At 61.7% G+C, this 25,653-nt stretch carries 26 protein-coding genes; 11 read left to right on the top strand and 15 right to left on the bottom strand.

Annotated features, from left to right (window positions below):
- Nucleotides 1–4: 4 nt before the first annotated feature.
- Both L9B60_RS17020 and L9B60_RS17015 read right to left on the bottom strand, forming a co-directional pair.
- Nucleotides 5–1,294, bottom strand: coding sequence for an arsenic transporter (locus tag L9B60_RS17020; protein ID WP_249671922.1), 1,290 nt, complete (start codon nucleotides 1,292–1,294; stop codon nucleotides 5–7).
- 22 nt (nucleotides 1,295–1,316) lie between these two features.
- Nucleotides 1,317–1,667 (bottom strand): metalloregulator ArsR/SmtB family transcription factor, encoded by a 351-nt coding sequence (locus L9B60_RS17015; protein ID WP_145159349.1) that lies wholly within the window; start codon nucleotides 1,665–1,667, stop codon nucleotides 1,317–1,319.
- 467 nt (nucleotides 1,668–2,134) lie between these two features.
- Between L9B60_RS17015 and L9B60_RS17010 the strand changes: the two genes are divergently transcribed.
- The 4 genes from L9B60_RS17010 (at nucleotide 2,135) to L9B60_RS16995 (ending at nucleotide 7,609) form a co-directional block, all read left to right on the top strand.
- Nucleotides 2,135–3,289: an SIR2 family protein gene (locus tag L9B60_RS17010; protein WP_019741364.1), complete on the top strand. Its 1,155-nt coding sequence runs from the start codon at nucleotides 2,135–2,137 to the stop codon at nucleotides 3,287–3,289.
- A gap of 2 nt (nucleotides 3,290–3,291) precedes the next feature.
- Nucleotides 3,292–4,998 carry an ATP-binding protein gene (locus tag L9B60_RS17005; protein WP_249671921.1) on the top strand — a complete coding sequence of 569 codons (1,707 nt, stop codon included), beginning with the start codon at nucleotides 3,292–3,294 and terminating at the stop codon, nucleotides 4,996–4,998.
- 203 nt (nucleotides 4,999–5,201) lie between these two features.
- The gene (locus L9B60_RS17000; RefSeq protein WP_249671920.1) at nucleotides 5,202–6,278 is read left to right on the top strand and encodes an AAA family ATPase; all 1,077 of its coding nucleotides are present in this window, start codon (nucleotides 5,202–5,204) and stop codon (nucleotides 6,276–6,278) included.
- Entirely contained in the window at nucleotides 6,278–7,609 is a 1,332-nt protein-coding gene (locus L9B60_RS16995) for a DUF58 domain-containing protein (protein ID WP_249679762.1), read from the top strand. Before L9B60_RS17000 ends, L9B60_RS16995 begins: the two co-directional genes overlap by 1 nt.
- A 91-nt stretch (nucleotides 7,610–7,700) precedes the next feature.
- Here L9B60_RS16995 and L9B60_RS16990 read toward each other — a convergent pair whose 3' ends face one another.
- Nucleotides 7,701–8,060 (bottom strand): PilZ domain-containing protein, encoded by a 360-nt coding sequence (locus L9B60_RS16990; RefSeq protein WP_249671919.1) that lies wholly within the window; start codon nucleotides 8,058–8,060, stop codon nucleotides 7,701–7,703.
- Between the two features lie 120 nt (nucleotides 8,061–8,180).
- Entirely contained in the window at nucleotides 8,181–8,555 is a 375-nt protein-coding gene (locus tag L9B60_RS16985) for a tetratricopeptide repeat protein (protein ID WP_249671918.1), read from the bottom strand.
- 181 nt (nucleotides 8,556–8,736) lie between these two features.
- Between L9B60_RS16985 and pyk the strand changes: the two genes are divergently transcribed.
- Nucleotides 8,737–10,191 carry a pyruvate kinase gene (gene pyk / locus L9B60_RS16980; RefSeq protein WP_249671917.1) on the top strand — a complete coding sequence of 485 codons (1,455 nt, stop codon included), beginning with the start codon at nucleotides 8,737–8,739 and terminating at the stop codon, nucleotides 10,189–10,191.
- A 159-nt stretch (nucleotides 10,192–10,350) separates the two neighbouring features.
- Here the strand turns inward: pyk and L9B60_RS16975 are convergent, their stop codons facing one another.
- Nucleotides 10,351–11,280 (bottom strand): iron-sulfur-binding ferredoxin reductase, encoded by a 930-nt coding sequence (locus tag L9B60_RS16975; RefSeq protein ID WP_249671916.1) that lies wholly within the window; start codon nucleotides 11,278–11,280, stop codon nucleotides 10,351–10,353.
- Complete coding sequence (locus tag L9B60_RS16970; RefSeq protein WP_249679761.1) at nucleotides 11,273–12,379, bottom strand: GGDEF domain-containing protein; 1,107 nt, start codon at nucleotides 12,377–12,379, stop codon at nucleotides 11,273–11,275. The genes L9B60_RS16975 and L9B60_RS16970 overlap by 8 nt, the downstream gene beginning before the upstream one ends.
- A gap of 335 nt (nucleotides 12,380–12,714) precedes the next feature.
- Between L9B60_RS16970 and L9B60_RS16965 the strand changes: the two genes are divergently transcribed.
- Both L9B60_RS16965 and L9B60_RS16960 read left to right on the top strand, forming a co-directional pair.
- Nucleotides 12,715–14,238 carry a fumarate hydratase gene (locus tag L9B60_RS16965; protein ID WP_249671915.1) on the top strand — a complete coding sequence of 508 codons (1,524 nt, stop codon included), beginning with the start codon at nucleotides 12,715–12,717 and terminating at the stop codon, nucleotides 14,236–14,238.
- 168 nt (nucleotides 14,239–14,406) lie between these two features.
- Nucleotides 14,407–15,675, top strand: a complete 1,269-nt coding sequence (locus tag L9B60_RS16960; protein ID WP_249671914.1) for a hypothetical protein — start codon at nucleotides 14,407–14,409, stop codon at nucleotides 15,673–15,675.
- A 6-nt stretch (nucleotides 15,676–15,681) separates the two neighbouring features.
- On the opposite strand, the gene L9B60_RS16955 is transcribed toward L9B60_RS16960, so the two are convergent.
- From L9B60_RS16955 to L9B60_RS16925, 7 genes are all read right to left on the bottom strand, one after another.
- Entirely contained in the window at nucleotides 15,682–15,981 is a 300-nt protein-coding gene (locus tag L9B60_RS16955; protein ID WP_249671913.1) for a ribbon-helix-helix domain-containing protein, read from the bottom strand.
- A gap of 10 nt (nucleotides 15,982–15,991) precedes the next feature.
- Nucleotides 15,992–16,552, bottom strand: coding sequence for a DJ-1/PfpI family protein (locus L9B60_RS16950; RefSeq protein WP_249679760.1), 561 nt, complete (start codon nucleotides 16,550–16,552; stop codon nucleotides 15,992–15,994).
- Between the two features lie 119 nt (nucleotides 16,553–16,671).
- On the bottom strand, nucleotides 16,672–17,829 hold the full coding sequence (locus tag L9B60_RS16945; RefSeq protein WP_249671912.1) for a phospholipase D-like domain-containing protein: 1,158 nt from the start codon (nucleotides 17,827–17,829) through the stop codon (nucleotides 16,672–16,674).
- A 1-nt stretch (nucleotide 17,830) separates the two neighbouring features.
- Nucleotides 17,831–18,412 (bottom strand): YceI family protein, encoded by a 582-nt coding sequence (locus L9B60_RS16940; protein WP_249671911.1) that lies wholly within the window; start codon nucleotides 18,410–18,412, stop codon nucleotides 17,831–17,833.
- Nucleotides 18,413–18,484: 72 nt separating this feature from the next.
- The gene (locus L9B60_RS16935; RefSeq protein ID WP_249671910.1) at nucleotides 18,485–18,805 is read right to left on the bottom strand and encodes an amidase; all 321 of its coding nucleotides are present in this window, start codon (nucleotides 18,803–18,805) and stop codon (nucleotides 18,485–18,487) included.
- The gene (locus tag L9B60_RS16930) at nucleotides 18,802–19,899 is read right to left on the bottom strand and encodes a serine hydrolase domain-containing protein (protein ID WP_249671909.1); all 1,098 of its coding nucleotides are present in this window, start codon (nucleotides 19,897–19,899) and stop codon (nucleotides 18,802–18,804) included. The genes L9B60_RS16935 and L9B60_RS16930 overlap by 4 nt, the downstream gene beginning before the upstream one ends.
- A 67-nt stretch (nucleotides 19,900–19,966) precedes the next feature.
- Nucleotides 19,967–20,857, bottom strand: a complete 891-nt coding sequence (locus tag L9B60_RS16925; protein ID WP_249671908.1) for an acyl-CoA dehydrogenase middle domain-containing protein — start codon at nucleotides 20,855–20,857, stop codon at nucleotides 19,967–19,969.
- Nucleotides 20,858–20,989: 132 nt separating this feature from the next.
- Here L9B60_RS16925 and olsB point away from each other — a divergent pair, with 132 nt between their 5' ends.
- Both olsB and L9B60_RS16915 read left to right on the top strand, forming a co-directional pair.
- The gene (gene olsB, locus L9B60_RS16920; RefSeq protein ID WP_249671907.1) at nucleotides 20,990–21,745 is read left to right on the top strand and encodes an L-ornithine N(alpha)-acyltransferase; all 756 of its coding nucleotides are present in this window, start codon (nucleotides 20,990–20,992) and stop codon (nucleotides 21,743–21,745) included.
- Complete coding sequence (locus L9B60_RS16915) at nucleotides 21,745–22,515, top strand: lysophospholipid acyltransferase family protein (protein WP_249671906.1); 771 nt, start codon at nucleotides 21,745–21,747, stop codon at nucleotides 22,513–22,515. The genes olsB and L9B60_RS16915 overlap by 1 nt, the downstream gene beginning before the upstream one ends.
- 78 nt (nucleotides 22,516–22,593) lie before the next feature.
- Here L9B60_RS16915 and L9B60_RS16910 read toward each other — a convergent pair whose 3' ends face one another.
- Nucleotides 22,594–23,172 carry an acyl carrier protein phosphodiesterase gene (locus tag L9B60_RS16910; RefSeq protein WP_249671905.1) on the bottom strand — a complete coding sequence of 193 codons (579 nt, stop codon included), beginning with the start codon at nucleotides 23,170–23,172 and terminating at the stop codon, nucleotides 22,594–22,596.
- Between the two features lie 153 nt (nucleotides 23,173–23,325).
- Between L9B60_RS16910 and L9B60_RS16905 the strand changes: the two genes are divergently transcribed.
- Both L9B60_RS16905 and L9B60_RS16900 read left to right on the top strand, forming a co-directional pair.
- Nucleotides 23,326–23,628, top strand: a complete 303-nt coding sequence (locus tag L9B60_RS16905) for an ArsR/SmtB family transcription factor (protein ID WP_249671904.1) — start codon at nucleotides 23,326–23,328, stop codon at nucleotides 23,626–23,628.
- Nucleotides 23,629–23,700: 72 nt separating this feature from the next.
- The gene (locus L9B60_RS16900) at nucleotides 23,701–24,750 is read left to right on the top strand and encodes an alkene reductase (RefSeq protein ID WP_249671903.1); all 1,050 of its coding nucleotides are present in this window, start codon (nucleotides 23,701–23,703) and stop codon (nucleotides 24,748–24,750) included.
- 49 nt (nucleotides 24,751–24,799) lie between these two features.
- Here L9B60_RS16900 and L9B60_RS16895 read toward each other — a convergent pair whose 3' ends face one another.
- Entirely contained in the window at nucleotides 24,800–25,642 is an 843-nt protein-coding gene (locus L9B60_RS16895; RefSeq protein WP_249671902.1) for an ATPase, read from the bottom strand.
- Nucleotides 25,643–25,653: the final 11 nt, after the last annotated feature.

Raw genomic sequence — 25,653 nt, 5'->3', positions numbered from 1 at the left:
TCTCCTAGACGGGAATGCTCAGCCGCAACGCCAGTGCCGCAAGCGTTAGCAGCAAGATAGGGAGGGTGAGGATGCTTCCGACTTTGAAGTAGTAGCCCCAGGTGATACGGATATTTTTCTGCGCCAGGACATGCAGCCACAGCAGCGTGGCCAGACTTCCGATTGGCGTAATTTTTGGGCCGAGATCGCAACCGATGACATTTGCGTAGATCATGGCCTCACGCACCAATCCGGTGGCGTCGCTACCCTGAATGGACAGAGCGCCGATAAGCACACTCGGCATGTTGTTCATGATCGAGGACAGCAGCGCAGCGGTGATGCCCGTGCCCAAGGTAGCGGCCCACAGTCCATGCTCGGCGAACGTGTTAAGCAACCCCGAGAGGGAGTCAGTCAGACCAGCATTGCGCAGGCCGTAGACCACCAGATACATGCCCAACGAGAACACTACGATCTGCCAGGGTGCGTGCTTGATGACTTTCCTCGTCGAGATGATGTGGCCTTTCCCTGCGATGACCAGCAGGATCACCGCACACACAGCAGCGACGGCGCTGATGGGGATGCCTAGCGGTTCCAGTGCGAACAGGCCAACCAGTAATAGGCCAAGCACCCACCAGCCAGCAATGAAAGTCGCCCGGTCACGAATCACAGCCTCTGGCGCCTCAAGCTGATTCGCGTCGTAGTGGGCGGGAATGTCCTTTCGATAAAACATCCAGAGCATGAACAGCGTCGCGGCCACTGCCACTAGGTTCACTGGCCACATGACTGAAGCGTACTCCCCGAAACCTACGCTGAAAAAGTCAGCCGAAACGATGTTGACCAGGTTCGACACCACCATGGGCAGACTGGCGGTATCGGCGATAAAGCCTGCGGCCATCACGAACGCCAGGGTCGATGCAGGCCTAAAGCGCAACGCCGTGAGCATCGCTATAACGATGGGAGTGAGGATCAGTGCTGCGCCGTCGTTGGCGAAAAGCGCCGAGACGGCTGCCCCGAGCAAGATCATCAAAGCAAACAGGCGCCCGCCTTTCCCACCGCCCCAGCGGGCGACATGAAGCGCTGCCCATTTGAAGAAGCCCGCTTCATCAAGCAGCAAACTGATGATGATTACGGCGATGAAAGTCGCGGTAGCGTTCCAGACGATGTGCCACACCACCGGCACATCCCCCAGACTCACGACGCCAGTCAGTAGTGCCAGAACGGCACCCACTGCCGCGCTCCAACCGACACCTAACCCCTTGGGTTGCCAGATAACAAGGACGAGCGTAACTACGAATATCGACGCAGCGATGAGCATGAGTATGTTCCAGATCAGGAGGTCAGCAGCAGGAGGCCTGGCGTACGGGCCGGTCTTCCATGGAAGCCAGCCGTCCTTGATGATCGTTAACCCAAGACAGGTGGGCCTGCGTAGTGACGTTCAAAACATCCAGCGCCCATTGTTCCAGCTCGGGATGCAGCCGGTAGTAAACCCACTGACCTTGCCTGCGATCCGCGAGTAACCCGCAAGCACGCAACTGTGCAAGGTGCCTGGAAACCTTCGACTGGTTATCGTCCAGTGCCCAGATCAACTCGCACACGCACAGCTCACCCTCTGCGGACAGCATGAGCATGATCCGAGCGCGGGTTTCGTCTCCCAGGCACTTGAAGAAGGTGTGTGGTGCAAGGTTCATAAGCAATCGACCTAGATATGTGGATAACCGAATATACAGATATAAACACATTCAGTTCGCTTTCACAAATGACTAGCGACTGGACTTGATGAGCTAGGTATCGGAGGTTGAGGTTCACTCCAAAGGCAGCGATACCGCGAGATCAGCACTCGCCAGCTTGCATGTGATCGACGATTTGGGGCCTAGTTGATTCCCCATGGACTCCCCATCTGACTCGGCTCCGGTGTAGGCGATCTGCCATACGTCGCTAAGTCCGCTTGCGATATGATGCCAAGCAGATATCAAGCAGGCAGCTTGGGAACGGTTGAAAGGCCGGGGCTGTATGGCTTTTATTTCACAACACAGGAACGTGTTCTATGCCAGTCGATGCACCTCCATTTGTCCCTCCACCACGACTGCCTGTAATTCCTCTTCCACCCACGTACCAAGGGCAGCAGGCATACCTTCCACCAGGTGCTAGTGAGTGGATGCCGCTGACAGCTGAGGCTTATCAAGTCCTGAAGGGCGTCGAGCCTGATGATGAAAATGTGATCAGCTCGAACAGGAATAGGCTTAGCGAGATGTTTTCGTCTGCTCTTCAGGTACCTAACTTAGGTTTTTTTGCTGGAAGCGGTACATCTCTAGGTAACCCAGGCGGGCCTAGCATGTGGAAGCTATGGCAAGACTCGATGTGTGACCCGCAGACCCATGCGCTGACAGCTGCCGGCCAGCAGGTTACTGAGCGTGTCCGTTACGCCGAGCGCGATAATCCGAACATTGAGCATTTCTTATCACAGTGCGACGCCTACCTGGCGTTCAATGACGACCCAGTCGTCGAAGAGTTTGTCGCACGCGTGAAGGAGCAAATCCTACACGCTTGCTCAACGTTCATTACTCTGCCCACTTCAGACATATCGGCATATCGTGAACTCCTCCAGAAGCTGGCTAGGAGAAGGGTTCGTGACCCGCGCCTGAAGGTGTTTACGACAAACTATGACATGTGTTTTGAAACGGCAGCGTCGGAACTGGGTATGGTCATTATTGACGGATTTTCCTACACCCGCAGACGCCGGTTTGACGGCAAACATTTCACGTACGACATCGTGCGCCGGGAGGCAGACAGCCACGAGTTTGCCGAAGGCATTTTTCAACTGCTGAAGCTACACGGATCAGTCAGCTGGAGCCGTGATGGTCATGAAATCTATGAGGACAGCCGACCGACGCCGGAAAACGCGTGCCTGATATATCCCGCAAAAGGAAAATACCAGCAAGCGTTTCTTCAACCCCACTTGGAGCTGCTTTCAAGATTTCTGGAGTTTTTACGTCAACCAAACAGCTGTCTGGTTGTGTCAGGATTCGGGTTTAACGATGACCACCTTTCAGAACCGATCTATTCTGCCTTGCAATCCAACCCTAGCCTGAAGCTGATTCTTTGCGACTACAGTGGCATCAGCCATGTCCACAATCGTGGGGATAATGGATCGAGCGCCTACTGGGGAAAATTCCGCGATCTCGCTCAGCGTGGTTTCGACGTCCATTTTGTTAGTGGTTCATTCAGCGATCTGGCCGCGCATATCCCCCACCTACGCACGGCTTCGCCAGCTGAGAATTTGGCGAACGCAGTCAAACGGATCGGTAGGTAATCATGTCCCCAGAAGGAATACTCCTTAGCACGCTTAAAATCGGGGTGGTCACCAGCGTGGCTGCGCAGTTGATCAAAATCAACTTGGCACATGCTGGAGAGAACAGCGGTCGATATCTCGGTCAAAATCGCTACGGCAAGGGCGAGGTAGGGGAACTGGTGCTCATCGAGGGTCAGCAGGCGGTGCTCTTAGGACGCATCACCGAGGTGAACCTACCTGATCGCGAGCGTACCGAGATTTCCCAAGACTTTGCTGGCACGCATGCTATTGACGCGATCGGCTTTATCCGACTGCTGGGGTCTGTTCACCCACACACCTTGAAAGTTACTGCGGGCGTGAGCTCCTACCCACGACTGGGCGACCGGGTCTACTCTGCACCTGGTTCGTTTATCTCCAAAATCCCGACCCTGATTTCGAGCGGGGTAAATGGAGAGCCCCCTCGCGTAGCGCTCGATCTTGGACACGTCTCTGGGGACGGCGGTTTCGCGATTGCTGTAACACCAGAAAAAATCTTTGGGCGCCACTGCGCGATCTTGGGCTCAACTGGCGGTGGGAAAAGCTGGACGACTTCAAAGCTCATCCAGGAGTGTCGTCGATATGCCTGCAAGATCGTGCTTGTGGACGCTACCGGGGAATACCGGTCACTGGAAGGGGAAGACACAACACATCACCATCTCGGAAACCCACTACATCGGACTCCTGCCTCCCTTGAGGTGGCCATTCCGCCCACATGCTTTAATGAGACGGATTTCATAGCCCTCTTTCAGCCTTCAGGTAAAACGCAGGGCCCGAAACTCAGAGAAGCCATCAAAAGCCTGAGGCTTGCGGCATTGGCTCCAGATATCTTCACGGGAGGGTACGTTCCGAAAGTAGGCCAACTCAAAGCTGATTTTCGTCGAGCGATGAATAGGGACGACAACGCCAACCGGGTAGGTAATCCGAATCTTCCCTTTGATCCAGGGATGCTGGTTCGGCAAATTGTCGAGGAATGCTGCTTCCCGACGGGGCATAACAACGACATGAGTAGATGGGGCGCTGCCAGTACAGAGCTATCCTACTGCTCCTCCCTCATGACACGAATCATGAGCGTTATGGATTCTCCTTCGCTGAGCAGTATATTTCGCCCAGCAGAAGGCCTTCCGAGCCTGGTTGAACATCTTGATGAATTTATTGCTGGGGAGAAGCGGCTATTCAGAATATGCCTCAGCTCGGTCGGCTATGAATTCAACGCGAGAGAAGTCATCGCCAACGCCATCGGCAGACTGTTGTTGGTTCGAGCACGTAACGAGTCTTTCAGGCAGCGCCCGTTGATCGTCATCTTGGACGAGGCTCACAATTTCCTAGGAAAAACCTTGGGGAGTGAGGACGACGTTCAGAACTTGGACGCGTTCGAACTCATCGCGAAAGAAGGACGAAAGTACGGACTCAACATCTGCCTGGTTACCCAACGACCGCGAGACATCACAGAAGGAGTGCTGAGTCAGATGGGTACGTTGCTGGTGCATCGGCTGACCAATGACCGTGACCGAGAAGTGGTCGAACGTGCCTGCGGAGAGCTGGATCGTTCAGCCGCCGCTTTCTTGCCCAATCTGAAGCAAGGTGAGGTGGCATTGGTAGGTGTAGATTTCCCAATTCCGGTGACTATTCAGATCGGGCGTCCCACCCAACCTCCAAAATCTGACGGGCCAAGCTTCCAAGGGCTATGGTGACCTCGTAATACTTGTCGCAGCAATGGCACTCTGAAGCCCTGTAAGGTGCTCCCGGTTCAATCTGTAGCAGCCTAAAGATCCATGATTTTTCCATGAAGTCGCCGAAGTACATGAGAGCTCACACGTGCAGATAACCATGGTACTAAGCGATGCCGCGCCTCAAAAACCTCAAAAAAAGATTAGATTAGGTAAGTGGTTGATTTATGGAAGATAAAACGCTTTTAACAGTTAGCAAGGCTCCGGAACATACGAGCGACTCTTCCCATGACATCCCCGGTGACGCCCCGGCGGCCAGCGCCCCCTCGGCCGAACACATTGCCCAGCAGCGCCATCGCGCAAGCCAACTGGCCCAGGCCTTGCGCCAGGAGCTGCAAAAGGCCTTGATCGGCCAGGTCAACGTCATCGACGACGTGCTCACGGCGCTGATCGCCGGCGGCCACGTGCTGCTCGAAGGCGTGCCAGGCCTGGGCAAGACCTTGCTGGTGCGGGCCCTGGCCCGGTGCTTTGGCGGGGACTTCGCGCGCATCCAGTTCACTCCTGACCTGATGCCCAGCGATGTCACCGGGCATGCGGTGTACGACCTGCAGACCGAGCAGTTCAAGCTGCGCAAGGGGCCGCTGTTCACCCACCTGCTGCTGGCCGACGAAATCAACCGGGCGCCAGCCAAGACCCAGGCCGCGCTGCTGGAAGCCATGCAAGAACGCCAGGTCACCCTGGAAGGTCGCGCCCTGCCCATCGCCCCGCCGTTCATGGTGCTGGCCACGCAAAACCCGCTGGAGCAGGAGGGTACTTACCCGCTGCCCGAGGCCGAGCTTGACCGGTTCATGCTCAAGTTGCGCATGGACTACCCCGACGCCGACCAGGAACTGAACATGGTGCGCCAGGTCAGCCGCTCGACCCGCGCCGACATGCTCGACGTGCAACCGCTGCGCACCCTGCTGCAGGCCAAGGACGTGGTCGCCCTGCAACGCATCGCCAGTGACCTGCCGATTGACGAACAGGTGCTCGACTACGCCGTGCGCCTGGCCCGTGCCACCCGCACCTGGCCGGGCCTGGCGCTGGGGGCCGGGCCTCGGGCTTCGATCGCCCTGGTGCGCGGCGGTCGCGCACGGGCGTTGCTGCGTGGCGGCGAGTTCGTGCTGCCCGACGACATCAAGGGTTGCGCCCTGGCCGTGCTGCGCCACCGGGTGCGGTTGTCACCGGAGCTGGACATCGAGGGGCTGTCGGTCGACCAGGTGCTGCGGCAACTGCTCGACCAGGTCGCGGCGCCGCGCCTGTGATCAAACCATCGCGGCTGTTGCTCGGCTGGCTCGGCGCACTGCTGGCGCTGTGCATCGTGCTGGGCAGTTGCAAGGCCCTGGGGCTTGCGGTGCCGGCCAGCCTGGACGCAATTGCCTACGGCATGCTGCTGGCGCTGGTCGCGGTCTGCCTGCTCGACGGCTGGCTGGTCAGCCGCCTGCCCTCGCCGCAAGTCACCCGGCAATTGCCCGGCAGCCTGGCCCTGGGCCGCTGGAGCGAGGTGCGCCTGGAGGTCAGCCATGCCCTGCGCAACCCGCTGACCCTGCGCGTGTTCGACCATGTCCCGGACGGCCTGAACCTGGACAGCCTGCCCCAGGCCATCGCCCTGCAACCCGGCCAGCTCAGCCAGTTGGGCTACCGGCTGCAACCGGTGCGCCGCGGCCACTATGCATTCAACCGCTGCGAAGTGCAGTTGCCCAGCCCGCTGGGGCTTTGGCAGCAGCGCCGCTACCTGGCGGTGCACAGCGCCACCCGGGTGTACCCCGACTTCGCCCGCCTGCACGGTGCCCAACTGCTGGCCGTGGACAACTGGCTCAGCCAACTGGGCATTCGCCAGCGTCAACGCCGTGGCCAGGGCCTGGAGTTCAATCAACTGCGCGAATTTCGCGAAGGCGACAGCCTGCGCCAGATCGACTGGAAAGCCACCGCCCGGCAACGCATGCCCATCGCCCGTGAGTACCAGGACGAGCGCGACCAGCAAATCATCTTCCTGCTCGATTGCGGGCGCCGCATGCGCAGCCAGGACGGCGAGCTGGCACATTTCGACCATGCGCTCAATGCCTGCCTGCTGCTCAGCTACGTGGCCCTGCGCCAAGGCGACGCGGTGGGCCTGGCGACCTTCGCTGGCAAGCAAACGCGCTTTCTTGCACCGGTAAAAGGCAACCCACAGCTCAACGCGCTGCTCAATGCCGTGTACGACCTGGACACCAGCCAGCGCCCGGCCGACTACACCGCGGCGGCCCGGCTGTTACTGGCCCGGCAGAAACGTCGCGCCCTGGTGGTGCTGGTGACCAACTTGCGCGATGAAGACGACGAAGAACTCCTCAGCGCGGTGCGCCAGTTGTCCACCCGGCACCGAGTGCTGGTGGCCAGCCTGCGCGAGGAAGTGCTCGACACCCTGCGCCAGGCGCCGGTGCACACCTGGCAGGACGCGCTGACATACTGCGGCAGCATCGACTACCTGAACGCGCGCAACAGCCTGCACGAAAAACTCGATGCCCACGGTGTGCCGGTGCTCGACGCCCGGCCGGGTGAGCTGGGTGCAGAGCTGGTGTCGCGCTACCTGGGCTGGAAGAAGGCGGGGGTTATTTGAGTATGCGGCGCCTGCTTCGCGGATAAATCTGCTACTGCAGGCGACGTCTAACGCTATGTAGGGGCATCCGCGAAGCAGACGCCACGGCCCATCAGGCCGAAGCACTCAACGGGTAGAAGCTGAAGTAATGGCGCAACGCATCCACCATCCCGCCGAACTCGGCCGGGGCCTTGAGCAGCATGAACCCGGAATCGTAATGCGAAGGCGTCACGTCTTCGTGGCACCACAGGCACGTCGCGGTCAGGTTCACGTGATGGACGCCACCTTCGCTGCCCGGGATCTTGAGTTGCAACTCGAAATCGGCGCCCACCAATAGCGGCAGGTCGCTGATCAGCATCAGCCCCTCTTCGCAGATATTGCCCAGGTAGCCCATGGGCTGGCCGGTGTAACGGTTGAACAGTTTCAGGTAGTACGGCAACTGGTGACGCTCGATACGGCGTTCGGTATACATGCTCACATCGCTTGAAAAGACCATTAAGTATGGTCGCACTAGTGCTGCCGGACTCAAAGAGCCTTCCGGTCAGTTTAGCCGGTAGCCGACGAACAGCCCATGAACATTAGCTCAGGCGCCTCACAACGGTGCAGGCCGTGGCTGGGCGGCGTCCGCCCCGCGGTAGTGCCCCAATTGCTGCAGCGTTTGCAGCCGCGCGCGGGCACGGTAGGCGTACTCGCTGTAAGGGTACTGGGCGATAATGAACTCATACGTCTGGGCCGCGTCCAGAAACAGCTTCTGGCGCTCCAGGCACTGGCCGCGCAGCATCGAGGTTTCCGGCTGGATGTAGGGCCGTGCACGGGCCTGGCGGTCGGCCCGGGACAATTCCAATATCACCCGGTCACAGTCGCCCTGGTCGTAGGCCAGGTAGGCGTTGTTCAAATGGTGGTCCATCGTATAGCGGGTGCAGCCGACGACACTGGCCGCCAGGGCCAAAACAAATAGGATGCGCATGGGGTTCTCCTGTCCTGTGCCCTGTATCGACCCACCTTGGGATTTCTTCAATCGGCTGCGACAATCGGGCCTGCCCGTGAGTATTGTGCAAGCAACTCCTTTCAAGGTAGTGCAGAGGAACAATGACTACAGCGCTTTTCAGGAGTAGCCTTTCGCTGCGCTTCAATTAAGGAGTCAGTGCATGTCCGTTCGCCGTACTAAAATCGTCGCCACCCTTGGCCCTGCCAGCAACTCGCCGGAAGTCATTGAACAACTGATTCTGGCCGGCCTGGATGTGGCTCGCCTGAACTTCTCCCACGGGACGCCCGATGAGCACAAGGCTCGCGCCAAGCTGATCCGTGACATCGCCGCGAAAAACGGCCGACACGTCGCGCTGCTGGGCGACCTGCAAGGGCCGAAGATCCGCATCGCGAAATTCGCCAACAAGCGCATCGAGCTCAATGTCGGTGACCGCTTCACCTTCTCCACCAGCCACCCGCTGACCGAAGGCACCCAGGAAATCGTTGGTATCGATTACCCGGACCTGGTCAAGGACTGCGGCGTGGGCGACGAGTTGCTGCTTGACGACGGCCGCGTGGTCATGCGCGTCGAAACGGCAACCGCAGACGCCCTGCACTGCTCCGTGCTGATCGGTGGCCCGTTGTCGGACCATAAAGGCATCAACCGCCGCGGCGGTGGCCTGACTGCGCCAGCCCTGACCGAAAAAGACAAGGCTGACATCAAGCTGGCCGCCGAAATGGACCTGGACTACCTGGCCGTTTCGTTCCCACGTGATGCCGCCGACATGGAATACGCCCGTCGCCTGCGTGACGAAGCCGGTGGTACCGCCTGGCTGGTCGCCAAGATCGAGCGCGCCGAAGCCGTGGCCAATGACGAAACCCTGGACGGCCTGATCCGCGCCAGCGATGCCGTCATGGTTGCCCGGGGTGACCTGGGTGTGGAAATCGGCGACGCCGAGCTGATCGGCATCCAGAAAAAAATCATCCAGCACGCACGCCGCAACAACAAGGCCGTGATCGTGGCGACCCAGATGATGGAGTCGATGATTCAGAACCCGATGCCAACCCGTGCAGAGGTTTCCGACGTCGCCAACGCCGTGCTGGACTACACCGACGCCGTCATGCTGTCGGCTGAAAGTGCCGCCGGTGCTTATCCGATCGAAGCTGTACAGGCCATGGCCCGCATCTGCCTGGGCGCCGAAAAGCACCCGACGACCAAAAAGTCGAGCCACCGCCTGCACACCACCTTCGACCGCTGCGACGAAAGCATCGCCCTGGCGGCGATGTACACCGCCAACCACTTCCCTGGTGTGAAGGCGATCATCGCGCTGACCGAAAGCGGCTACACCCCGCTGATCATGTCGCGCCTGCGCTCCTCGGTGCCGATCTACGCGTTCAGCCCGCACCGCGAAACCCAGGCCCGCGCCGCGATGTTCCGCGGCGTGTACCCGGTGGCGTTCGACCCGGCATCCTTGCCGGCCGACCAGGTCAGCCAGGCCGCCGTCGACGAGCTGCTCAAGCTTGGCGTGGTTCAGCAAGGCGACTGGGTCATCCTGACCAAGGGCGACAGCTACCACACCATCGGTGGTACCAACGGCATGAAGATCTTGCATGTCGGTGACCCGCTGGTCGGCTAAGCCGCGCTTGCTGTAACCAAAAGCCCCGCCGTGAAAACGGCGGGGCTTTTTTCATGGCGTATCGCCCGATTGCCAACAGGCCTTAGCCCGGCGACGTGTGGAACGGGTCGACCAGGCTAGCGTCTCATTCATCGCCAAAGGCTTGGCGATACCGGCACCCTAACGGCGTTCTACAAACATATCCGCCAACAGCTGGTTACGCGGCAGCCCCATCAGGTACAAGCGCCGGCTGAAATGTTCGACGCTGGCGGGCGAGCCGCACACCTGGGCAATGGTTTGGCGCGACTGCAAGCGCCAGGTGGCCAGCGCCGAGGGCGCTTGTTCGGGGCTCAACAGCTGGACGTGTATCTGTGGGTGGCACGCCGCCAATGCTCGCAGCGGTTCGGCCAGGTAGTGCTCGTGAGCCACATGGACCACCTGGATCGGCCCTTGATGCGCTTGGCGCAGGGCCTCGCGCAACACCCCCCACAAAGGCGCCAGGCCGGTGCCGGCAGCCAGTAGCCACAGTGGCCGTTGTTGCCAGTCGGGATCATAGTGCAAGGCCCCACCACTCAATTCACCCAGGCGCAGCGGGCTGCCGACCGTCAACTGGCGGGCCACGTCGCTGAACGCCCCGGGCTGCCGGCAGTCCAGGTGGAACTCGAGAAACTCATCCTCCTGGGGCAGGCTCGCCAACGAGTAGGGCCTGGCCACGCCACTGGCGGTCCATAGCACCAGGTGCTGCCCGACCTGATAGCGCAGCGGCCGCTCACTGGCCAGGCGCAGGCGCAATACCCCTGGGCTGAGCCAGTCACAGCCCAGCACCTGGGCGCCGACGCCATCCTTGCGCGGGTCGAACACCGCCACGGCCAGGTCAGCCACCACCCGGCACTGGCAGGCCAGGCGCCAGCCCTGTTCGCGTTTAGCCGGCTCCAGCGCGGTGGGGTTGAAATCCTCCGGCTCGCCTTGCAGGCACTGTACCAGGCAGGCATGGCAACTGCCCGCCCGGCAGCTGTAAGGCACGGCCAGCCCCTGGGCATTCAAGGCATCGAGCAGGTTGGTCTGCGCGGCCACCGACCAGCGCTGGCCAGCGACGATCAATTCAGGCATCAGTGCTTTCCCAGGCTGCAGCGCAGCGGTTACGCCCACTTCGCTTGGCCCGATACAGTGCCTGATCGGCGCGATGCAGGGCATCGTCCAGGTCGTCACCTTCATGCAGCAGGGTCATGCCGGCCGAGAGGCTCAGGTTGGCGACGCTCAAGCCCAGCGGCTCGGCATTGGCGAAGGCCAGGCGCAGGCGCTCGCAGCAGGCGCTGAGGCGGTCGGGGTTGCAGTCTGGCAGCAACAACACGAATTCTTCACCGCCATAGCGGGCCAATACGTCACCGTCACGCAGGCACGCACCGGCGACTGCGGCGAATGCTTGCAGCACCTGGTCACCGGCCGCGTGGCCATGCACGTCGTTGATCCGTTTGAAGTGGTCCAGGTCGATCAGGGCCAGCCCGTGACAGACCTGGGCGCCCATTTCGTTGAGCTCGCGCGAGGCCAGGCGCAGGAAATGACGGCGGTTGAACAGCCCCGTGAGTTCATCGGTGGCCACCAGGTCTTCAAGTTGGCGCATCATGCCGCGCAGCGTGTCCTGGTGCGCTTGCAAGGCGAAGCGGCGCTGGCGCATGCGGTGGCGCGAAGCCTGCACATAGCTGGCATACAGGCACAGCCACACCAGCACCACGAATAACGCGCACACCTGGATCGCCGCAAGCCCCGGGTCGGGCAGTTGCATGTAGTAGCCCTCCCACAGGTTCAGCCCGGCAAAACTGCAGAACACCAGCATCGCACAGCGAACAAAGGCCCGGCGGCTGAGGTGGAACAGGCCAAACAGCAGGATCAGCACGTACATCACCAAAAACGTGCCACGCGCCCCGTTAAGGTGGGCCACCAGCCAGGTTTGCCAGCCCAGCGCCAGCAGCACCTGGAACTCGGTGAGGCTGGGGTCGGCGAAAAGCTGGTTCCAACCTTTGAGAAAAACCCCCAGCAAAACCAACTGGCACACCACGACCAACCCGCTACTGACGATGGCAGTGTGCAGGGGCGCATGGAAATAATCGCTGAGGATCGCCACCCAAGTCAGCGCCAACACCAGTAGATAGGTGCTGGCGGCGAGGATAAAGCGCTTCACCAACAACTTTTGTAAGGCTTTCTCGGTCACTCGTTGACTCACCGTGCTCAAAAGGGATTCCTTCCCGTGTGGCACCGAAGGGCGCTATGGCCAGATGCCACTCTAGAGGCGCCCCGGCATTTTACCTAATCAAATCTACAAGTCTTGTATAAGTTTTCTACGACACCGGAACCACGACCGGCCTGTCGATTACCGCCCGCCTTTGACTTTTGGCGCGTATACGCACGCCTTGGGTGCGGTATACTGCCGCGCCTTTTTTGCGTCGGCCAATTGCGTCGGCGCGCCTTGAAAGGTCGTTTTGGCGGTCGCCCCGACCTGTCAAAATACCTTAACGAATGTTCCCGTCTTAAAGAGGAGCGCGCCGCATGACCGTGATCAAGCAAGACGACCTGATTCAGAGCGTCGCCGATGCCCTGCAGTTCATTTCCTACTACCACCCCGTTGATTTTATCCAGGCCATGCACGAAGCCTACCTGCGCGAAGAGTCGCCGGCAGCCCGTGACTCCATCGCCCAGATCCTGATCAACTCGCGCATGTGTGCCACCGGCCACCGCCCGATCTGCCAGGACACCGGCATCGTCACCGTGTTCGTGCGCGTGGGCATGGACGTGCGCTGGGACGGCGCGACCCTGAGCCTGGACGACATGATCAACGAAGGCGTGCGCCGCGCCTACAACCTGCCAGAGAACGTGCTGCGCGCCTCGATCCTGGCCGACCCGGCAGGTGCTCGCAAGAACACCAAGGACAACACCCCGGCGGTCATCCACTACTCCATCGTGCCCGGTAACACCGTAGAAGTGGACGTGGCGGCCAAGGGCGGCGGCTCTGAGAACAAATCGAAGATGGCCATGCTCAACCCGTCCGACTCGATCGTCGACTGGGTGCTGAAAACCGTGCCGACCATGGGCGCCGGCTGGTGCCCACCGGGCATGCTGGGCATCGGCATCGGCGGCACCGCCGAAAAAGCCGCGGTCATGGCCAAGGAAGTGTTGATGGAGTCCATCGACATTCACGAGCTCAAGGCCCGTGGCCCTCAGAACCGCATCGAAGAGATCCGCCTGGAGCTGTTCGACAAGGTCAACCAACTGGGCATCGGCGCCCAGGGCCTGGGTGGCCTGACCACCGTGCTCGACGTGAAGATCATGGACTACCCGACCCATGCCGCCTCCTTGCCGGTGTGCATGATCCCCAACTGCGCCGCCACCCGCCACGCGCACTTCGTGCTCGACGGTTCGGGCCCGGCAGAGTTGGAGGCACCGGACCTTGACGCCTACCCGGAAATCGTCTGGGAAGCCGGCCCGTCGGCGCGCCGCGTGAACCTGGACACCCTGACCCCGGAAGACGTGCAAAGCTGGGCGCCGGGCGAAACCGTGCTGCTCAACGGCAAGATGCTGACCGGCCGCGACGCCGCGCACAAGCGCATGGTCGAGATGCTCAACCGCGGTGAAACCCTGCCAGTGGACCTCAAAGGTCGCTTCATCTACTACGTCGGCCCGGTCGACCCGGTTCGCGAGGAAGTGGTTGGCCCAGCCGGCCCGACCACCGCCACGCGCATGGACAAGTTCACCCGCCAGATCCTCGATCAAACCGGCCTTTTGGGCATGATCGGCAAATCCGAGCGTGGCCCGATCGCTATCGAAGCGATCAAGGACTACAAGGCCGTGTACCTGATGGCCGTGGGCGGCGCCGCCTACCTGGTGGCGCAAGCCATCAAGAAGTCCCGCGTTGTGGCCTTCGAAGAGCTGGGCATGGAGGCGATCTACGAGTTCGAGGTCAAGGACATGCCGGTCACCGTGGCCGTAGACAGCAAAGGCGAGTCGGTGCACATCACCGGCCCCGCGATCTGGCAGCAGAAGATCGCTGAAAGCCTGGCGGTCGAGATCAAGTAAGCCTCGACTGTTGGTAAGGAGCCCGGCCTTTGTGCCGGGCTTTTTTACATCTTCTGTTCGTCAGAACTGGTATTTCTGCCAGTATCGCGACCGCCTGCTCAGTTGCTTAATGTCCAGACACCTTCACGCCGCGACCCATCACGGCCTGTTCAAATAAGGATATGGAACATGAACTTAGCACTGAGCAAAACCATCGCCAAGCTGCGCCGGAACCACCTGGCCGGCAACGCCCAAATCAATCAACTCGAAGACCTGGATGGCGAGGTAGTTGCACTGCTTGCACTGCCAGACGGCAAGCTGATGCTGGGCATCAACCTGGACGGCAGCTTCTGCATTGCCCGCCTCACCGCCGACCTGCAACTGGATACCAGCTTCCAGGAGGTGGGTTACTTCGAGGATGATTTCAACGATCACGCCTTCGGCTTTGCAGCGGTCACTCACCTTGCGCTGCGGGGGGAGACCTTATTGGTAACCGCTGCGCAATTTGACTTTTTCGACTGGATCGACCGCCCGGCGCTGGCCAGCTATACCTTGGAAGGCGAACCCGACCTGAGCTTCGGCGACCATGGCAAAGTGGTTGTCGAACTGCCGGACAGCACCGGTAAGAATCGCAAGCGCCTGCGCAGTAGCCTCACACCGGTTGGCAGCCCGCAGACCCTGGACGACGGCAAGATTCTGCTGTTTTTCCTGGAGGTCCGCGATACCAACCCGGACGGCAGCGCCCTGCTGATCCGCCTGAATGCCAACGGTAGTCTGGATGACAGCCTAAATGGCAGCGGCGTGGTGCACGTCACCTTTAACGAACGCGGGATAAACCCCAAGGGCGTGCTTACCCAAGGCCAAAAACTGTTGGTGTTCGGCGGCACGCAACCGGTCGACAGTACTGGCTATGCGCTGATCGCTCGCTATGACGCCAGCGGTCACCTGGACACAAGCTTCAACGACTCGGGCTTCGTCGCCGTAGGCATCGAGGGCCAGGTAGCACGCTTCAATTCGCTGTTGATCGACGAAGACGACACTTTGGTTGCCGTCGGTAACCAAGGTGCCCAGGTGCTCATGGCCAAGCGCTTGCCCGAGGGCGCTACCGACCCGGACTTCAACGGCGGCACTGCCCTGGCCTTCGCACTGCCAGAGCTTGATGGTGAAGGGTTCGATGTGGATCAGTTGTACGCCATGCGCGCCCACAACCGCTCGCTGGTGGTGGCCGGCACAGGCTCGCTGCGCAGCGGTCCGTTCCAGCGCAAGGGCGTGTTGCTGCGCCTGCTGCCCAACGGGCAACTGGACGGCACCTTCGCTGGCGGCCATGGCTACCGCATCGCCGACATTCGCTCCGAGTACTACGATTTGCTGATCGAACCGCAGGCCATCGTCACCGCCGGCTATTACGTCGATGACGCCTATCATGCCTGGGTGCAACGCTTTGGCATCGATGGCTGATTTCGTTCAGGCCGAACGCTCCACCAACGTCAACGGCGCATGGTTGCGCCGCTGACTCAGGTAGCGGGTGCAACTGACCCGCAAGAACGAGGCGAAATTAACCACCTCGCCACAGTGGTTCATCACCTCTTCGTACAACTTGGTGATCAACTGGTTGGTCGTCATGCCGTCGTCCTCGGCGATTTGCGCCAGGATGTCCCAGAACTGGTTCTCCAGCCGCAAGGTCGTGACCACGCCACAGATGCGCAACGAGCGCGAGCGCGATTCGTAGAGGATGGGATCGGCCTTTACATAAAGCTCGCACATGGTTGCAACCTCACAAAGTGATTGTGGTGCCCAGCAGGCCCAGGAACGCCGCCAGCCACGCGGGGTGTGCCGGCCAGGCGGGGGCCGTGGCGAGGTTACCCTGGACATGGGCCTGGGTGACCTCGATGTCGATGAACGTGCCACCCGCCAAACGCACTTCCGGTGCGCAAGCTGGGTAGGCGCTGCACTCGCGCCCCTCCAGCACACCGGCGGCTGCCAGCAGTTGCGCGCCATGGCACACCGCGGCGATCGGCTTGCCCGCCTGGTCGAAGGCCTGCACCAGTTCCAGCACCTTGGCGTTCAAACGCAGGTATTCCGGGGCTCGGCCACCGGGAACCACCAAGGCGTCGTAGTCACCTGCCTGCACCTTGGCGAAATCGAAGTTCAAGGCAAAATTGTGCCCGGGTTTCTCGCTGTAGGTCTGGTCGCCTTCGAAGTCATGGATGGCCGTGCGCACGCTCTGCCCGGCGGCCTTGTCCGGGCACACCGCGTGCACGGTGTGACCGATCATCTGCAGTGCCTGGAACGGCACCATCACTTCGTAGTCTTCGACGTAATCGCCGACCAGCATGAGGATCTTTTTCGCGGCCACTTTGCTTCTCCTGAGTACATGAACTGCGCAATGTACAAAGTAGACCTTGTAGTGCGCGGCGGGTAATAGTCAGCTACTACTTCCCGACCGCCGCGCACTCAGCCGCGCCGGTCCAGTGCGTTGACCACCAGGCGATCCACCCAGCCCCAGATGCGCTGCTGGACCCTGCGCCACAGCGGCCGGGCCTGCCATTCGCTAAGGCCTACCTCGGCGCTCTGCAAAAAGTCACGGGTGAAGCTCTGCTCCACTTGGCCGGTCAGCCGTGGGTCCAGCGCTTCAAGGTTGGCTTCCAGGTTGAAACGCAAATTCCAGTGGTCGAAGTTGCACGAGCCGATGCTGACCCAGTCGTCGATCAGCACCATTTTCAGGTGCAGGAAGCACGGCTGGTATTCGAAGATTTTCACCCCGCCCTTGAGCAGGCGCGGGTAGTAGCGGTGGCCGGCATAGCGCACCGAAGGGTGATCGGTACGCGGGCCGGTCAGCAGCAGGCGCACGTCGACCCCTCGGGCAGCCGCGCGGCGCAACGACCGGCGAACCTTCCAGGTCGGCAGAAAGTACGGTGTGGCCAGCCAGATGCGTTGCTGGCCGCTGTTCAGGGCACGCACCAGCGATTGCAGGATGTCGCGGTGCTGGCGAGCGTCGGCGTACGCCACTCGGCCCAGGCCCTCACCGCTCACCGGTACCGGCGGCAGGTGCGGCAGGCCAAAATGGGTGGCCGGGCGCCAAGCCGTGCGGCGCAGGTTGGCGCGCCATTGGCGGTCGAACAGCATCTGCCAATCGGCGATCAGTGGGCCCTGGATCTGCACCATCACTTCGTGCCATTCACTGCTGTCTTCGCCGGGCCGCCAGAATTCATCGGTGACCCCGGTGCCGCCCACCGCGCCCCACTGTTGATCCACCAGCAGGACCTTGCGGTGGTCGCGGTAAAGGTTACGCACCCCCCGGCGCCAGCGGATCACGTTATACAGGCGCAGCTCCACGCCAGCATCGATCAGCCGCTTGCGTAAGCTCAGGGTGAAAGCCGCCGAACCGAAGGCGTCGAACAAACAGCGCACGCTGACCCCTCGCTGCGCGGCGCGCACCAGGGTCACCACCATCGCCTCGGCGCAGGCACCGGCCTCGACCAGATAGAGTTCAAGATCGACCTGCTGCTCGGCCGCATCGATGGCCGCGAGCATGCGCGGGAAAAAAGCCGGGCCGTCGATCAGCAGCTCGAACTGATTATCGCTGCGCCACGGGAAAATAGGGCCGGCCATGTCAGCGCGCCGCAAAGATCAGCACCGCGCCTACCGGCACGGCAAGGCTGATGTTTTCAAGGCCCGCGAGTGTACGCAGGCTGGCGATTCCGGGCAGCAGGTCGAAATCCTCGGCGTGCACCACCAGTGGCTCCAGGGTCACCACCTGAAAGCGCCGGTCGTCCAGGCGGGTCACCAACAACTCGGCGTTGTAGCTGTGCTCCTTGCCGTGCAGCGCAACGTTCAGCGGCAGGCGCATTTCTACCTGGGCCCCGGGGGCCAGGTCATGGATGGGGCGCATGTCCAGTTGCGCGCGAATCAATGCGTCGGGGTACTGCGCCACCTGGAACAGTGCGTTGCGCATGCGCTCGTCGCGCAAGGGTATGCCGCTGTTGAGCGAGTCCATCTCGACCTGCAACTCGGCCACGCCCTGGTCGTCGACCTTGCCGTGCAACACCAGGAAGCGATGCACTTCGGCGATCTCGCCGTTCTTGGTGCTGACGAACGACAGCCGTGAAGATTCGTTGTCCAGGTGCCACGCTGCCTGGGCCGGCAGTGCAGCGATGGCGGCCAGCGACAGTAAGAGGCGCATCAAGCAGCGCATGTAATTCCCCGTTACGTATTTGCGGCAACCATAGCGGGTGTGGCAGTGGCAGGCAAATCGGCAGGCCTTTTGTTAGCCGCCCGAGATTAACCGACAGCCCTGGCGCGGGCCAATCCAGACCGCCGTACGCGTTTGCCCCAAGCCCCGAGCCACTACCCGGGCGCGAGCGGGATCGTCGCGCAGTTCGCTCAACGGCAGATACTGCTTCACATAACTGCGGCAGTACCCATCGGACTGCTCCATCACGTACCGGCACGAGCAGAACTCCTTGGCGCTGTAGGCGCTGAGGATGCCAGGGAAGGCCTGCAACTCACGGCGCTCTGCCCACGTCCAGGCCAGGGCTGACAACAACACGAGCAGCAATAGGCTGCGCCAGGGGTGGTTGCGAATCATGGCGCGCCCTCCCCGCCGAAGGCTGCCAAAACGCGCTTGAGCAGTTCGTTGTGCTGGTAGCTGGCGTCGCGGTCATCGCCATAGCGCACGACCACCAGCTTCTGCCCCGGCAGCACATACAACGCCTGGCCCCAATGGCCCAGGGCGGCGAAGGTGTCAGCCGGTGCAGCGGGCCAGGGCCTGGGTGCCGGACCCACGGGCACATTGAGCCACCATTGGCCACCTGCGGTGGCTTCGCCAGGGGCGGCGACTGCGTGTTCGAACGGCCTGAGGTTGAAGTCGACCCAGGCCTTGGGCAGCAGCTGCCGGTCTTGCCAGCGCCCGCCGCGCTGCATCAACAGGCCGACACGGCCCAGGTCGCGAGCGGTCATGTAAGCGTAGGACGAGGCGACGAACACCCCGCTGGTGTCGGTTTCCCACACTGCGCTGTCGATACCCAGGGGGGCGAACAAGACCCGCCACGGATAGTCATGGTAATCGTGGGGCCCGACCATGTTTTCCAGGGCCGCGGAAAGCAGATTGCTGTCGCCGCTGGAGTACCGGAACACCTGGCCTGGGGCGGCAAAACTTCGGGTGCTGGCGGTAAAACCGGCCATGTCATTGCGGCCACGGGTGTAGAGCATTGCCACCACCGAAGAGTTGAGCGGCGCGTATTCATAGTCCTCTTGCCAGTCGAGCCCAGAGGCCCAATGCAGCAGGTCTTGCACGCGCACCTCGGGGTGGTGATTCATGGGCTGAAAGTAGTGCGCCACCGGATCATCCAACTGGAAGCGGCCTTCGCCATAGGCCACGCCCAGCACCGTGGCCATCAGGCTTTTGCTGATCGACCACGTGGAATGAGCGGTGGTGGCAGTGATCGGCGCAGCGTAGTGCTCGTAAATGATCTGGCCGTCTTTTATCACCAACAAGGCATCAGTGCGCACACCCTGGCGAGTCACGTCATTGCGGGCGGGAAACGCATAGCCCTCCAACGCCTCGACCGCTGCGGTGCGCGGCGCTGGCGCCTGGGCCCAGTCGCGATCGGGCCAGGCTTGCGCCCAGGCGTTGAAACTGAACGACAGGGCGATGACAACTGCAATAAAACGAGCGGGCATGACAGCGTTCCGTGGCGACCAGCGGCGCAGTTTAACGCAACAATATGAAGTTTCCGTGAGTGCCCGGCTACGAGGTCCTGGCCAGCGTCGCCCAGGCCTTTTCCAACCGCTTGTCGCGGGCACCACCGGCCATCGCCAGCAACCCACGGTCGCGCTGCCACAGTTGCATCAAGTCCGAGGGCGTGCTCGCAAAGGCATTGTCCAGGTCGTTGCCCAGCGCCTTGAACTGCTCGAACAACCCGCCCAGCAGCACATGGCTGGGGGCAGCATCGGGGCATTGGCGGGTGGCTTCGGCACAGGCCGCGAGCATGCTGACCAAGCGCAACTGCAGGCCTTGCGGCCAGCCATGGTCCTGGCCAACGCCGTACAGCCAGGCACCCAGCGCACTGAGCACATACAGGTCTTCCAGGCTGCGGAAAGGTTTGACGTAGGCGTCCCAGCCGTCGCCGGCCAGGCGCTCGCACAGGGCATTGTCCAAGTGCAGCCGGGCATGGCTGATTTCCGGCATCAAGCCGATGGCCGGCAGCGGTTCCAGGCTGACCCCTGGCTCACCGGGGTAGACCACCACCAGGCTCAACCGCGCAGGCTCGCCCGGGGTTTCGCTGCGTGCCGCCACCAGCAGCCAATCGGCGGCATCCCCCGCCGTGACGAAATCCTTGCGCCCGGTCAGGCGCAAGTCGTGCAGGCGCGTCTGCAGGTCCGCCGGGCGCAGGCTGCGCTGCTCGGTGGCACAAATCGCCCCCAGGCTTGCGGGTGCGCTGGGCCACAACACCCGCAACGCCGCCTGGTAACCGACCAAAAAGGCCAGCCCCGGGGTGGCCACCTGGCGCCCGCCCAGCACCGCCAATTCGAACGGGCTGACCGTGCCCAATTGCTCCAGCAAGGCCGTGTAACTGTCCGCCAGGGACGGCGCCACCGGCAGTCGATCATGCGCATTCAGCATCTTGAGCCAAGACATGGGGCACTCCTTCAGGGCTGTCATACAAGCATCACCGAAGCGTAACGGTGATGACACTGGGGCTACCTAGGCTGAGATTGCACAACAAAGTCGACCGGCCGCAACCCCATGGCTGGCTTTTGGAGACTCGCAATGACTCAGATCGCCGTAACTTGCGACACACGCACCGATCGTCGCCTGCAAGCCGAACGCCTGATGGGGCCACAGGCCCTGCGCGAAGCCCAGATGCTGCGCTTCAGTGTGTTCAGCGGTGAATTCAACGCCAAGCTCAAAGGCGCCGAGTTCGGCCTGGACATGGACGACTACGACTCACACTGCCGCCACATCGGCGTACGCGACCTGGCCAGCGGCGAATTGGTCGCCACCACCCGCCTGCTCGACCACCAGGCCGCCCGTGGCCTTGGGCGCTTCTACAGTGAAGAAGAATTCAGCCTGCATGGCCTGGGCCACTTGCAGGGCCCAATCCTGGAAATCGGTCGCACTTGCGTCGCCCCTGCCTACCGCAACGGCGGCACCATCGCCGTGCTGTGGGGGGAATTGGCCGAAGTGCTCAACGAAGGCGGCTACAGCTACCTGATGGGCTGCGCCAGCATCCCCATGCAGGACGGTGGCATCCAGGCCCACGCGATCATGCAGCGCCTGCGCGAGCGCTACCTGTGCAACCAGCACCTGCGCGCCGAACCGAAAAACCCGCTGCCGGTGCTGGACCTGCCCGGCAATGTGATCGCCGAAATGCCGCCGTTGCTCAAGGCCTACATGCGCCTGGGCGCGAAGATCTGCGGCGAACCCTGCTGGGACGAAGACTTCCAGGTGGCCGACGTGTTCATCCTGCTCAAGCGCGACGACCTGTGCCCGCGCTACGCCCGCCACTTCAAGGCGGCCGTGTGATGAGGCGCGGGCGCGTGTACGCACGCATCGCCCGGGTGCTGCTGGTGGTCGGCCTGGGCTTGGGCATGGCAGCGCTGTTTACCCTGTACGAGCGCCTGCGCGTTCGCCACAGCATGGCTCGCCGGCAGCGTTGGTCACGGTTTTTCATGGCCCAGTTGAGCGCGGCCCTGCCGTTCAAGGTCAGCGTGCATGGCGCGCTACCGACGCAACCGACACTGTGGGTGAGCAACCACGTGTCCTGGACCGACATCCCGCTGCTGGGCATGCTCAGCCCGCTGTCGTTTTTGTCCAAGGCCGAGGTACGCACCTGGCCGGTCGCCGGCTGGCTGGCGCTGAAGGCCGGCACCCTGTTCATCCGTCGGGGCTCGGGCGACAGCCAGTTGATCCGCAAGCAAATGACCCAGCACCTTAGCCATGACTGCTCGCTGCTGATCTTTCCCGAAGGCACCACCACCGATGGCCGCGCCCTGCGCACCTTTCACGGCCGCCTGCTGGCCAGTGCGGTCGAGGCACAGGTCCCTTTGCAGCCGGTGGCGATTCGCTACCTGCGCGATGGCAAACCCGACCCGTTGGCGCCTTTTATTGGCGACGACGACCTGTTGTCGCATTTGCTGCGCTTGTTTGCCAATAACGTGGGTGAGGTGGAAATCCACCTGCTCGCGCCCATCGCCACGGCCGGGCAAGAGCGCGCGGCGCTGGCGTATCAGGCCCAGCAAGCGATTCAGGAAACCTTGTTCGGCGCCGAGCCGGCACACAGAGCCGCCGCGTAGGCGCGAATTTATCCGCGAAGCATATACCGCTGAGCTTGCAGATAAACCGCGGCGGCTTTTTCGCGGATAAATCCGCGACTACAGACGCAGTTGGGAGTGGGCGAAGGTTTGGAGGATGGGGTAAAACGCGCGAAAGTCTTCGGTCAACGGCTGATACAGCGCCCGTACCTCATCCATCGCCCCGGCCATGCCTTCGGGTTTGGACAAGCGCCGGGCGATGCCGTTGAACACCTGCTCCAGAATCTCGAAATCCTGATAAGAGCCCAGCCAGTCATCGGCAATCATGTACGGCGCTATCCGCGCCAGGCGCCCTGGCAACTCGGGCTCCTCGCGCAGCGCCTGGTAGACCCGCCCGGTGAAATGCCCCAGGGGCTGGTCGCAGTAGTCCTGCCAATGCCGCGCCAGGCAATGGTCGAAAAACACATCGACGATAATCCCCGCGTAGCGTCTGCGTTCAGCCGGGAAGCGCGCCAGCGCGCCCAGCACCAGCGGGTGGCTGTCGGTGTAAACGTCGATGCGCCGATGCAGTTGGATGGCCGCCTGCAAAGCAGGCGCGTAACGCCCTTCCAGGCGCCCTTTGACGAAATCGCCGTACAGGCTGCCCAGCAATTGCTCGGGTTGTTGACCACCCAGGTGGAGGTGCGCGAGATAGTTCATGAGCGCAGCTTAACACTTGGCAACAATATCGTTATAACTCGATATATCGATTTTTAATTTACTTAGCACGCAATCATATTTGTATATCGCGATTTTCAGATATATATTTCGCTCCATCGCGATATAGCGTTATACCTGACCGAGCATTGCCCCATGCCCCCTGATCTCGACGAAATAATAAAAGCCCTGGCCCACCCAGTACGGCGAGAAATCCTCAACTGGTTGAAAAACCCCGCGGTTGAATTCCCCGACCAGTTGCACAGCAGCGAGCACGGCGTGTGTGCCGGGCAGATCGACCAACGCTGCGGCCTGTCGCAGTCCACCGTATCGGCACACCTGGCCACCCTGCAACGGGCCGGGCTGATCAGCAGCCGCAAGGTGGGCCAATGGCACTTTTTCAAACGCAACGAAGAGGCCATCCAAGCCTTTCTCAAGCACATGAGCCATGAGCTCTGAACATGTTCAACCAGGGCGGCAATAGCCTCGCCCTGGCCCCCCCTGCTTACTGAACTGACGAGGATTTACGTGATGACCACGATTTTCGACCCGATCAAGCTTGGCGCGCTGCAACTGCCCAACCGCATCATCATGGCCCCGCTGACCCGCTGCCGCGCCGACGAAGGCCGCGTGCCCAACGCACTGATGGCCGAGTACTACGTGCAACGCGCCAGTGCCGGCCTGATCCTTACCGAAGCCACCTCGGTCACCCCGATGGGCGTGGGCTACCCCGACACCCCGGGCATCTGGTCCAACGACCAGGTGCGTGGCTGGACCAACATCACCAAGGCCGTGCACGCCGCAGGGGGCCGCATCGCCTTGCAACTGTGGCACGTGGGGCGCATCTCCCATGAAAGCTACCTGAACGGCGAAACCCCGGTCGCGCCAAGCGCCATCAAGCCGGCCGGCCACGTCAGCCTGGTGCGCCCGATCACCGAGTTCCCGACGCCACGCGCCCTGGAAACCGCTGAAATCGCCGACATCGTTGAGGCCTATCGCCAGGGCGCCGAGAACGCCAAGGTCGCAGGCTTCGATGGCGTTGAAGTGCACGGCGCCAACGGCTACCTGCTCGACCAGTTCCTGCAGAGCAGCACCAACCAGCGCACCGACCAATACGGTGGTTCACTGGAAAACCGTGCGCGGTTGATGCTGGAAGTGACCGATGCCGTGATCCAGGTGTGGGGCGCCGACCGCGTGGGCATGCACCTGGCACCGCGCGCCGACTCCCACGACATGGGCGACGCCAACCGCCTGGAAACTTTCAGCTACGTGGCCAGCGAATTGGGCAAGCGTGGCGTGGCGTATATCTGCGCCCGTGAAAAACAGGCCGACGACAGCATCGGCGCGGCGCTCAAGGCAGCTTTCGGCGGCGTCTATATCGCTAACGAACGCTTCACCAAGCAAAGCGCCAACGCACTGCTGGCCAGCGGCAACGCCGACGCGGTGGCGTTTGGTATTCCGTTTATCGCCAACCCTGATTTGCCAGCACGTTTGGCAGCCGATGCACCGCTCAATGAACCGCACCCAGAAACGTTCTACGGTTCGGGGCCAGTGGGTTACCTGGATTACCCGACGCTGTAAATGAAAAGCCCCGGCCTGACAGCCGGGGCTTTTGCGTTGGGGCCATCGGCTAGCGACGCGTATTGATCTGCTGCTGCAAATTCTGAATCTGGCTCTGCAGGGTGTTCAAGTTGCGCGTGGTCTGCCCGCGAAACGAATCGAACTCGGCTGTATTGGTGCCATTGGGCGTTGCCGGGCGGTTTTCCACTTCGCTTTTGAGCACCACCAAATCCTGTTCGATGCTTTCCAGGCGCACCCCCGGGTTCCCCTGTTTCTTCAGCGCCGCGATATCGGCGTCCATGGCCTTGAGCTGGGCATCCAGCTTGCCCTTGTCCGCCTGGTCACCTTTCAAGGCAGCGAGGTCGGCCGTCAGGCTTTTGACCTGAGCTTGCAGCTGTTCATTGGTGGCCTGCTGGGCGGCCGATTGCGCCAGTGCTTGCTCGATGCGTTTTTCCAGGCCGCTTTGAATGCCGGCCACGCCTTGCTCCTGTTGCTTGGTCTGATCCAGCAATTGCCCCTGCAATTGTTTGATCTGCTGCTTGAGCTCTTCGCTGCCACTGGTGGCGCTGGACTCGGTGGCCGTGACCTTGCCAGTGATCGCTTGCAGGCGCCCCGCCGCTTCTTCGCTGATGCGCGCAAAGCTCTCCTGGGTGGCGACCAATTGCTGCTCCATCAGCGAGATCTGCTGGAAGCTCCACCAACCCAACCCCGCCAATGCGATGAACAACGCCCCTACCAAGGCCCAAAGGCCGCCCGTGCTGGGGCCCTTGACCTTGATCACAGGGGTTGTGCGCGAGTACACCGTGGTGCGCTCGCGAGCAGCCGGGGCGGGCTCGAAATCGTCGTCATCACGCGCGTTGGCGGTCAGGCTGGGGACATTCTCGAAATCATCGTCACGAGCATCGTTACGCATGAACTGAACCC

Origin of the sequence: Pseudomonas abieticivorans, from assembly GCF_023509015.1 — a bacterium.
In the GTDB taxonomy this organism is placed as follows: domain Bacteria; phylum Pseudomonadota; class Gammaproteobacteria; order Pseudomonadales; family Pseudomonadaceae; genus Aquipseudomonas; species Aquipseudomonas abieticivorans.
The sequence above is the reverse complement of the archived record's forward strand: the minus strand, read 5'-3'. Positions and strand labels throughout refer to the sequence as shown.

Excerpts from the sequence above, each read along its gene's own strand:
- L9B60_RS16915 (WP_249671906.1), top strand. The coding sequence starts at position 21,745 with ATGAGGCGCGGGCGCGTGTACGCACGCATCGCCCGGGTGCTGCTGGTG.
- L9B60_RS17010 (WP_019741364.1), top strand. The coding sequence starts at position 2,135 with ATGCCGCTGACAGCTGAGGCTTATCAAGTCCTGAAGGGCGTCGAGCCT.
- L9B60_RS16955 (WP_249671913.1), bottom strand. The coding sequence starts at position 15,981 with ATGTGCGAGCTTTATGTAAAGGCCGATCCCATCCTCTACGAATCGCGC.
- L9B60_RS16950 (WP_249679760.1), bottom strand. The coding sequence starts at position 16,552 with ATGCTGGTCGGCGATTACGTCGAAGACTACGAAGTGATGGTGCCGTTC.
- L9B60_RS16975 (WP_249671916.1), bottom strand. The coding sequence starts at position 11,280 with ATGCCTGAATTGATCGTCGCTGGCCAGCGCTGGTCGGTGGCCGCGCAG.
- olsB (WP_249671907.1), top strand. The coding sequence starts at position 20,990 with ATGACTCAGATCGCCGTAACTTGCGACACACGCACCGATCGTCGCCTG.
- L9B60_RS16925 (WP_249671908.1), bottom strand. The coding sequence starts at position 20,857 with ATGTCTTGGCTCAAGATGCTGAATGCGCATGATCGACTGCCGGTGGCG.
- L9B60_RS16900 (WP_249671903.1), top strand. The coding sequence starts at position 23,701 with ATGACCACGATTTTCGACCCGATCAAGCTTGGCGCGCTGCAACTGCCC.
- L9B60_RS16960 (WP_249671914.1), top strand. The coding sequence starts at position 14,407 with ATGAACTTAGCACTGAGCAAAACCATCGCCAAGCTGCGCCGGAACCAC.
- L9B60_RS16910 (WP_249671905.1), bottom strand. The coding sequence starts at position 23,172 with ATGAACTATCTCGCGCACCTCCACCTGGGTGGTCAACAACCCGAGCAA.
- L9B60_RS16965 (WP_249671915.1), top strand. The coding sequence starts at position 12,715 with ATGACCGTGATCAAGCAAGACGACCTGATTCAGAGCGTCGCCGATGCC.
- L9B60_RS16930 (WP_249671909.1), bottom strand. The coding sequence starts at position 19,899 with ATGCCCGCTCGTTTTATTGCAGTTGTCATCGCCCTGTCGTTCAGTTTC.
- L9B60_RS16895 (WP_249671902.1), bottom strand. The coding sequence starts at position 25,642 with ATGCGTAACGATGCTCGTGACGATGATTTCGAGAATGTCCCCAGCCTG.
- L9B60_RS16945 (WP_249671912.1), bottom strand. The coding sequence starts at position 17,829 with ATGGCCGGCCCTATTTTCCCGTGGCGCAGCGATAATCAGTTCGAGCTG.
- L9B60_RS17000 (WP_249671920.1), top strand. The coding sequence starts at position 5,202 with ATGGAAGATAAAACGCTTTTAACAGTTAGCAAGGCTCCGGAACATACG.
- L9B60_RS17015 (WP_145159349.1), bottom strand. The coding sequence starts at position 1,667 with ATGAACCTTGCACCACACACCTTCTTCAAGTGCCTGGGAGACGAAACC.
- L9B60_RS17005 (WP_249671921.1), top strand. The coding sequence starts at position 3,292 with ATGTCCCCAGAAGGAATACTCCTTAGCACGCTTAAAATCGGGGTGGTC.
- L9B60_RS16935 (WP_249671910.1), bottom strand. The coding sequence starts at position 18,805 with ATGATTCGCAACCACCCCTGGCGCAGCCTATTGCTGCTCGTGTTGTTG.
- L9B60_RS16985 (WP_249671918.1), bottom strand. The coding sequence starts at position 8,555 with ATGCGCATCCTATTTGTTTTGGCCCTGGCGGCCAGTGTCGTCGGCTGC.
- L9B60_RS17020 (WP_249671922.1), bottom strand. The coding sequence starts at position 1,294 with ATGCTCATCGCTGCGTCGATATTCGTAGTTACGCTCGTCCTTGTTATC.
- pyk (WP_249671917.1), top strand. The coding sequence starts at position 8,737 with ATGTCCGTTCGCCGTACTAAAATCGTCGCCACCCTTGGCCCTGCCAGC.
- L9B60_RS16940 (WP_249671911.1), bottom strand. The coding sequence starts at position 18,412 with ATGCGCTGCTTGATGCGCCTCTTACTGTCGCTGGCCGCCATCGCTGCA.
- L9B60_RS16905 (WP_249671904.1), top strand. The coding sequence starts at position 23,326 with ATGCCCCCTGATCTCGACGAAATAATAAAAGCCCTGGCCCACCCAGTA.
- L9B60_RS16990 (WP_249671919.1), bottom strand. The coding sequence starts at position 8,060 with ATGTATACCGAACGCCGTATCGAGCGTCACCAGTTGCCGTACTACCTG.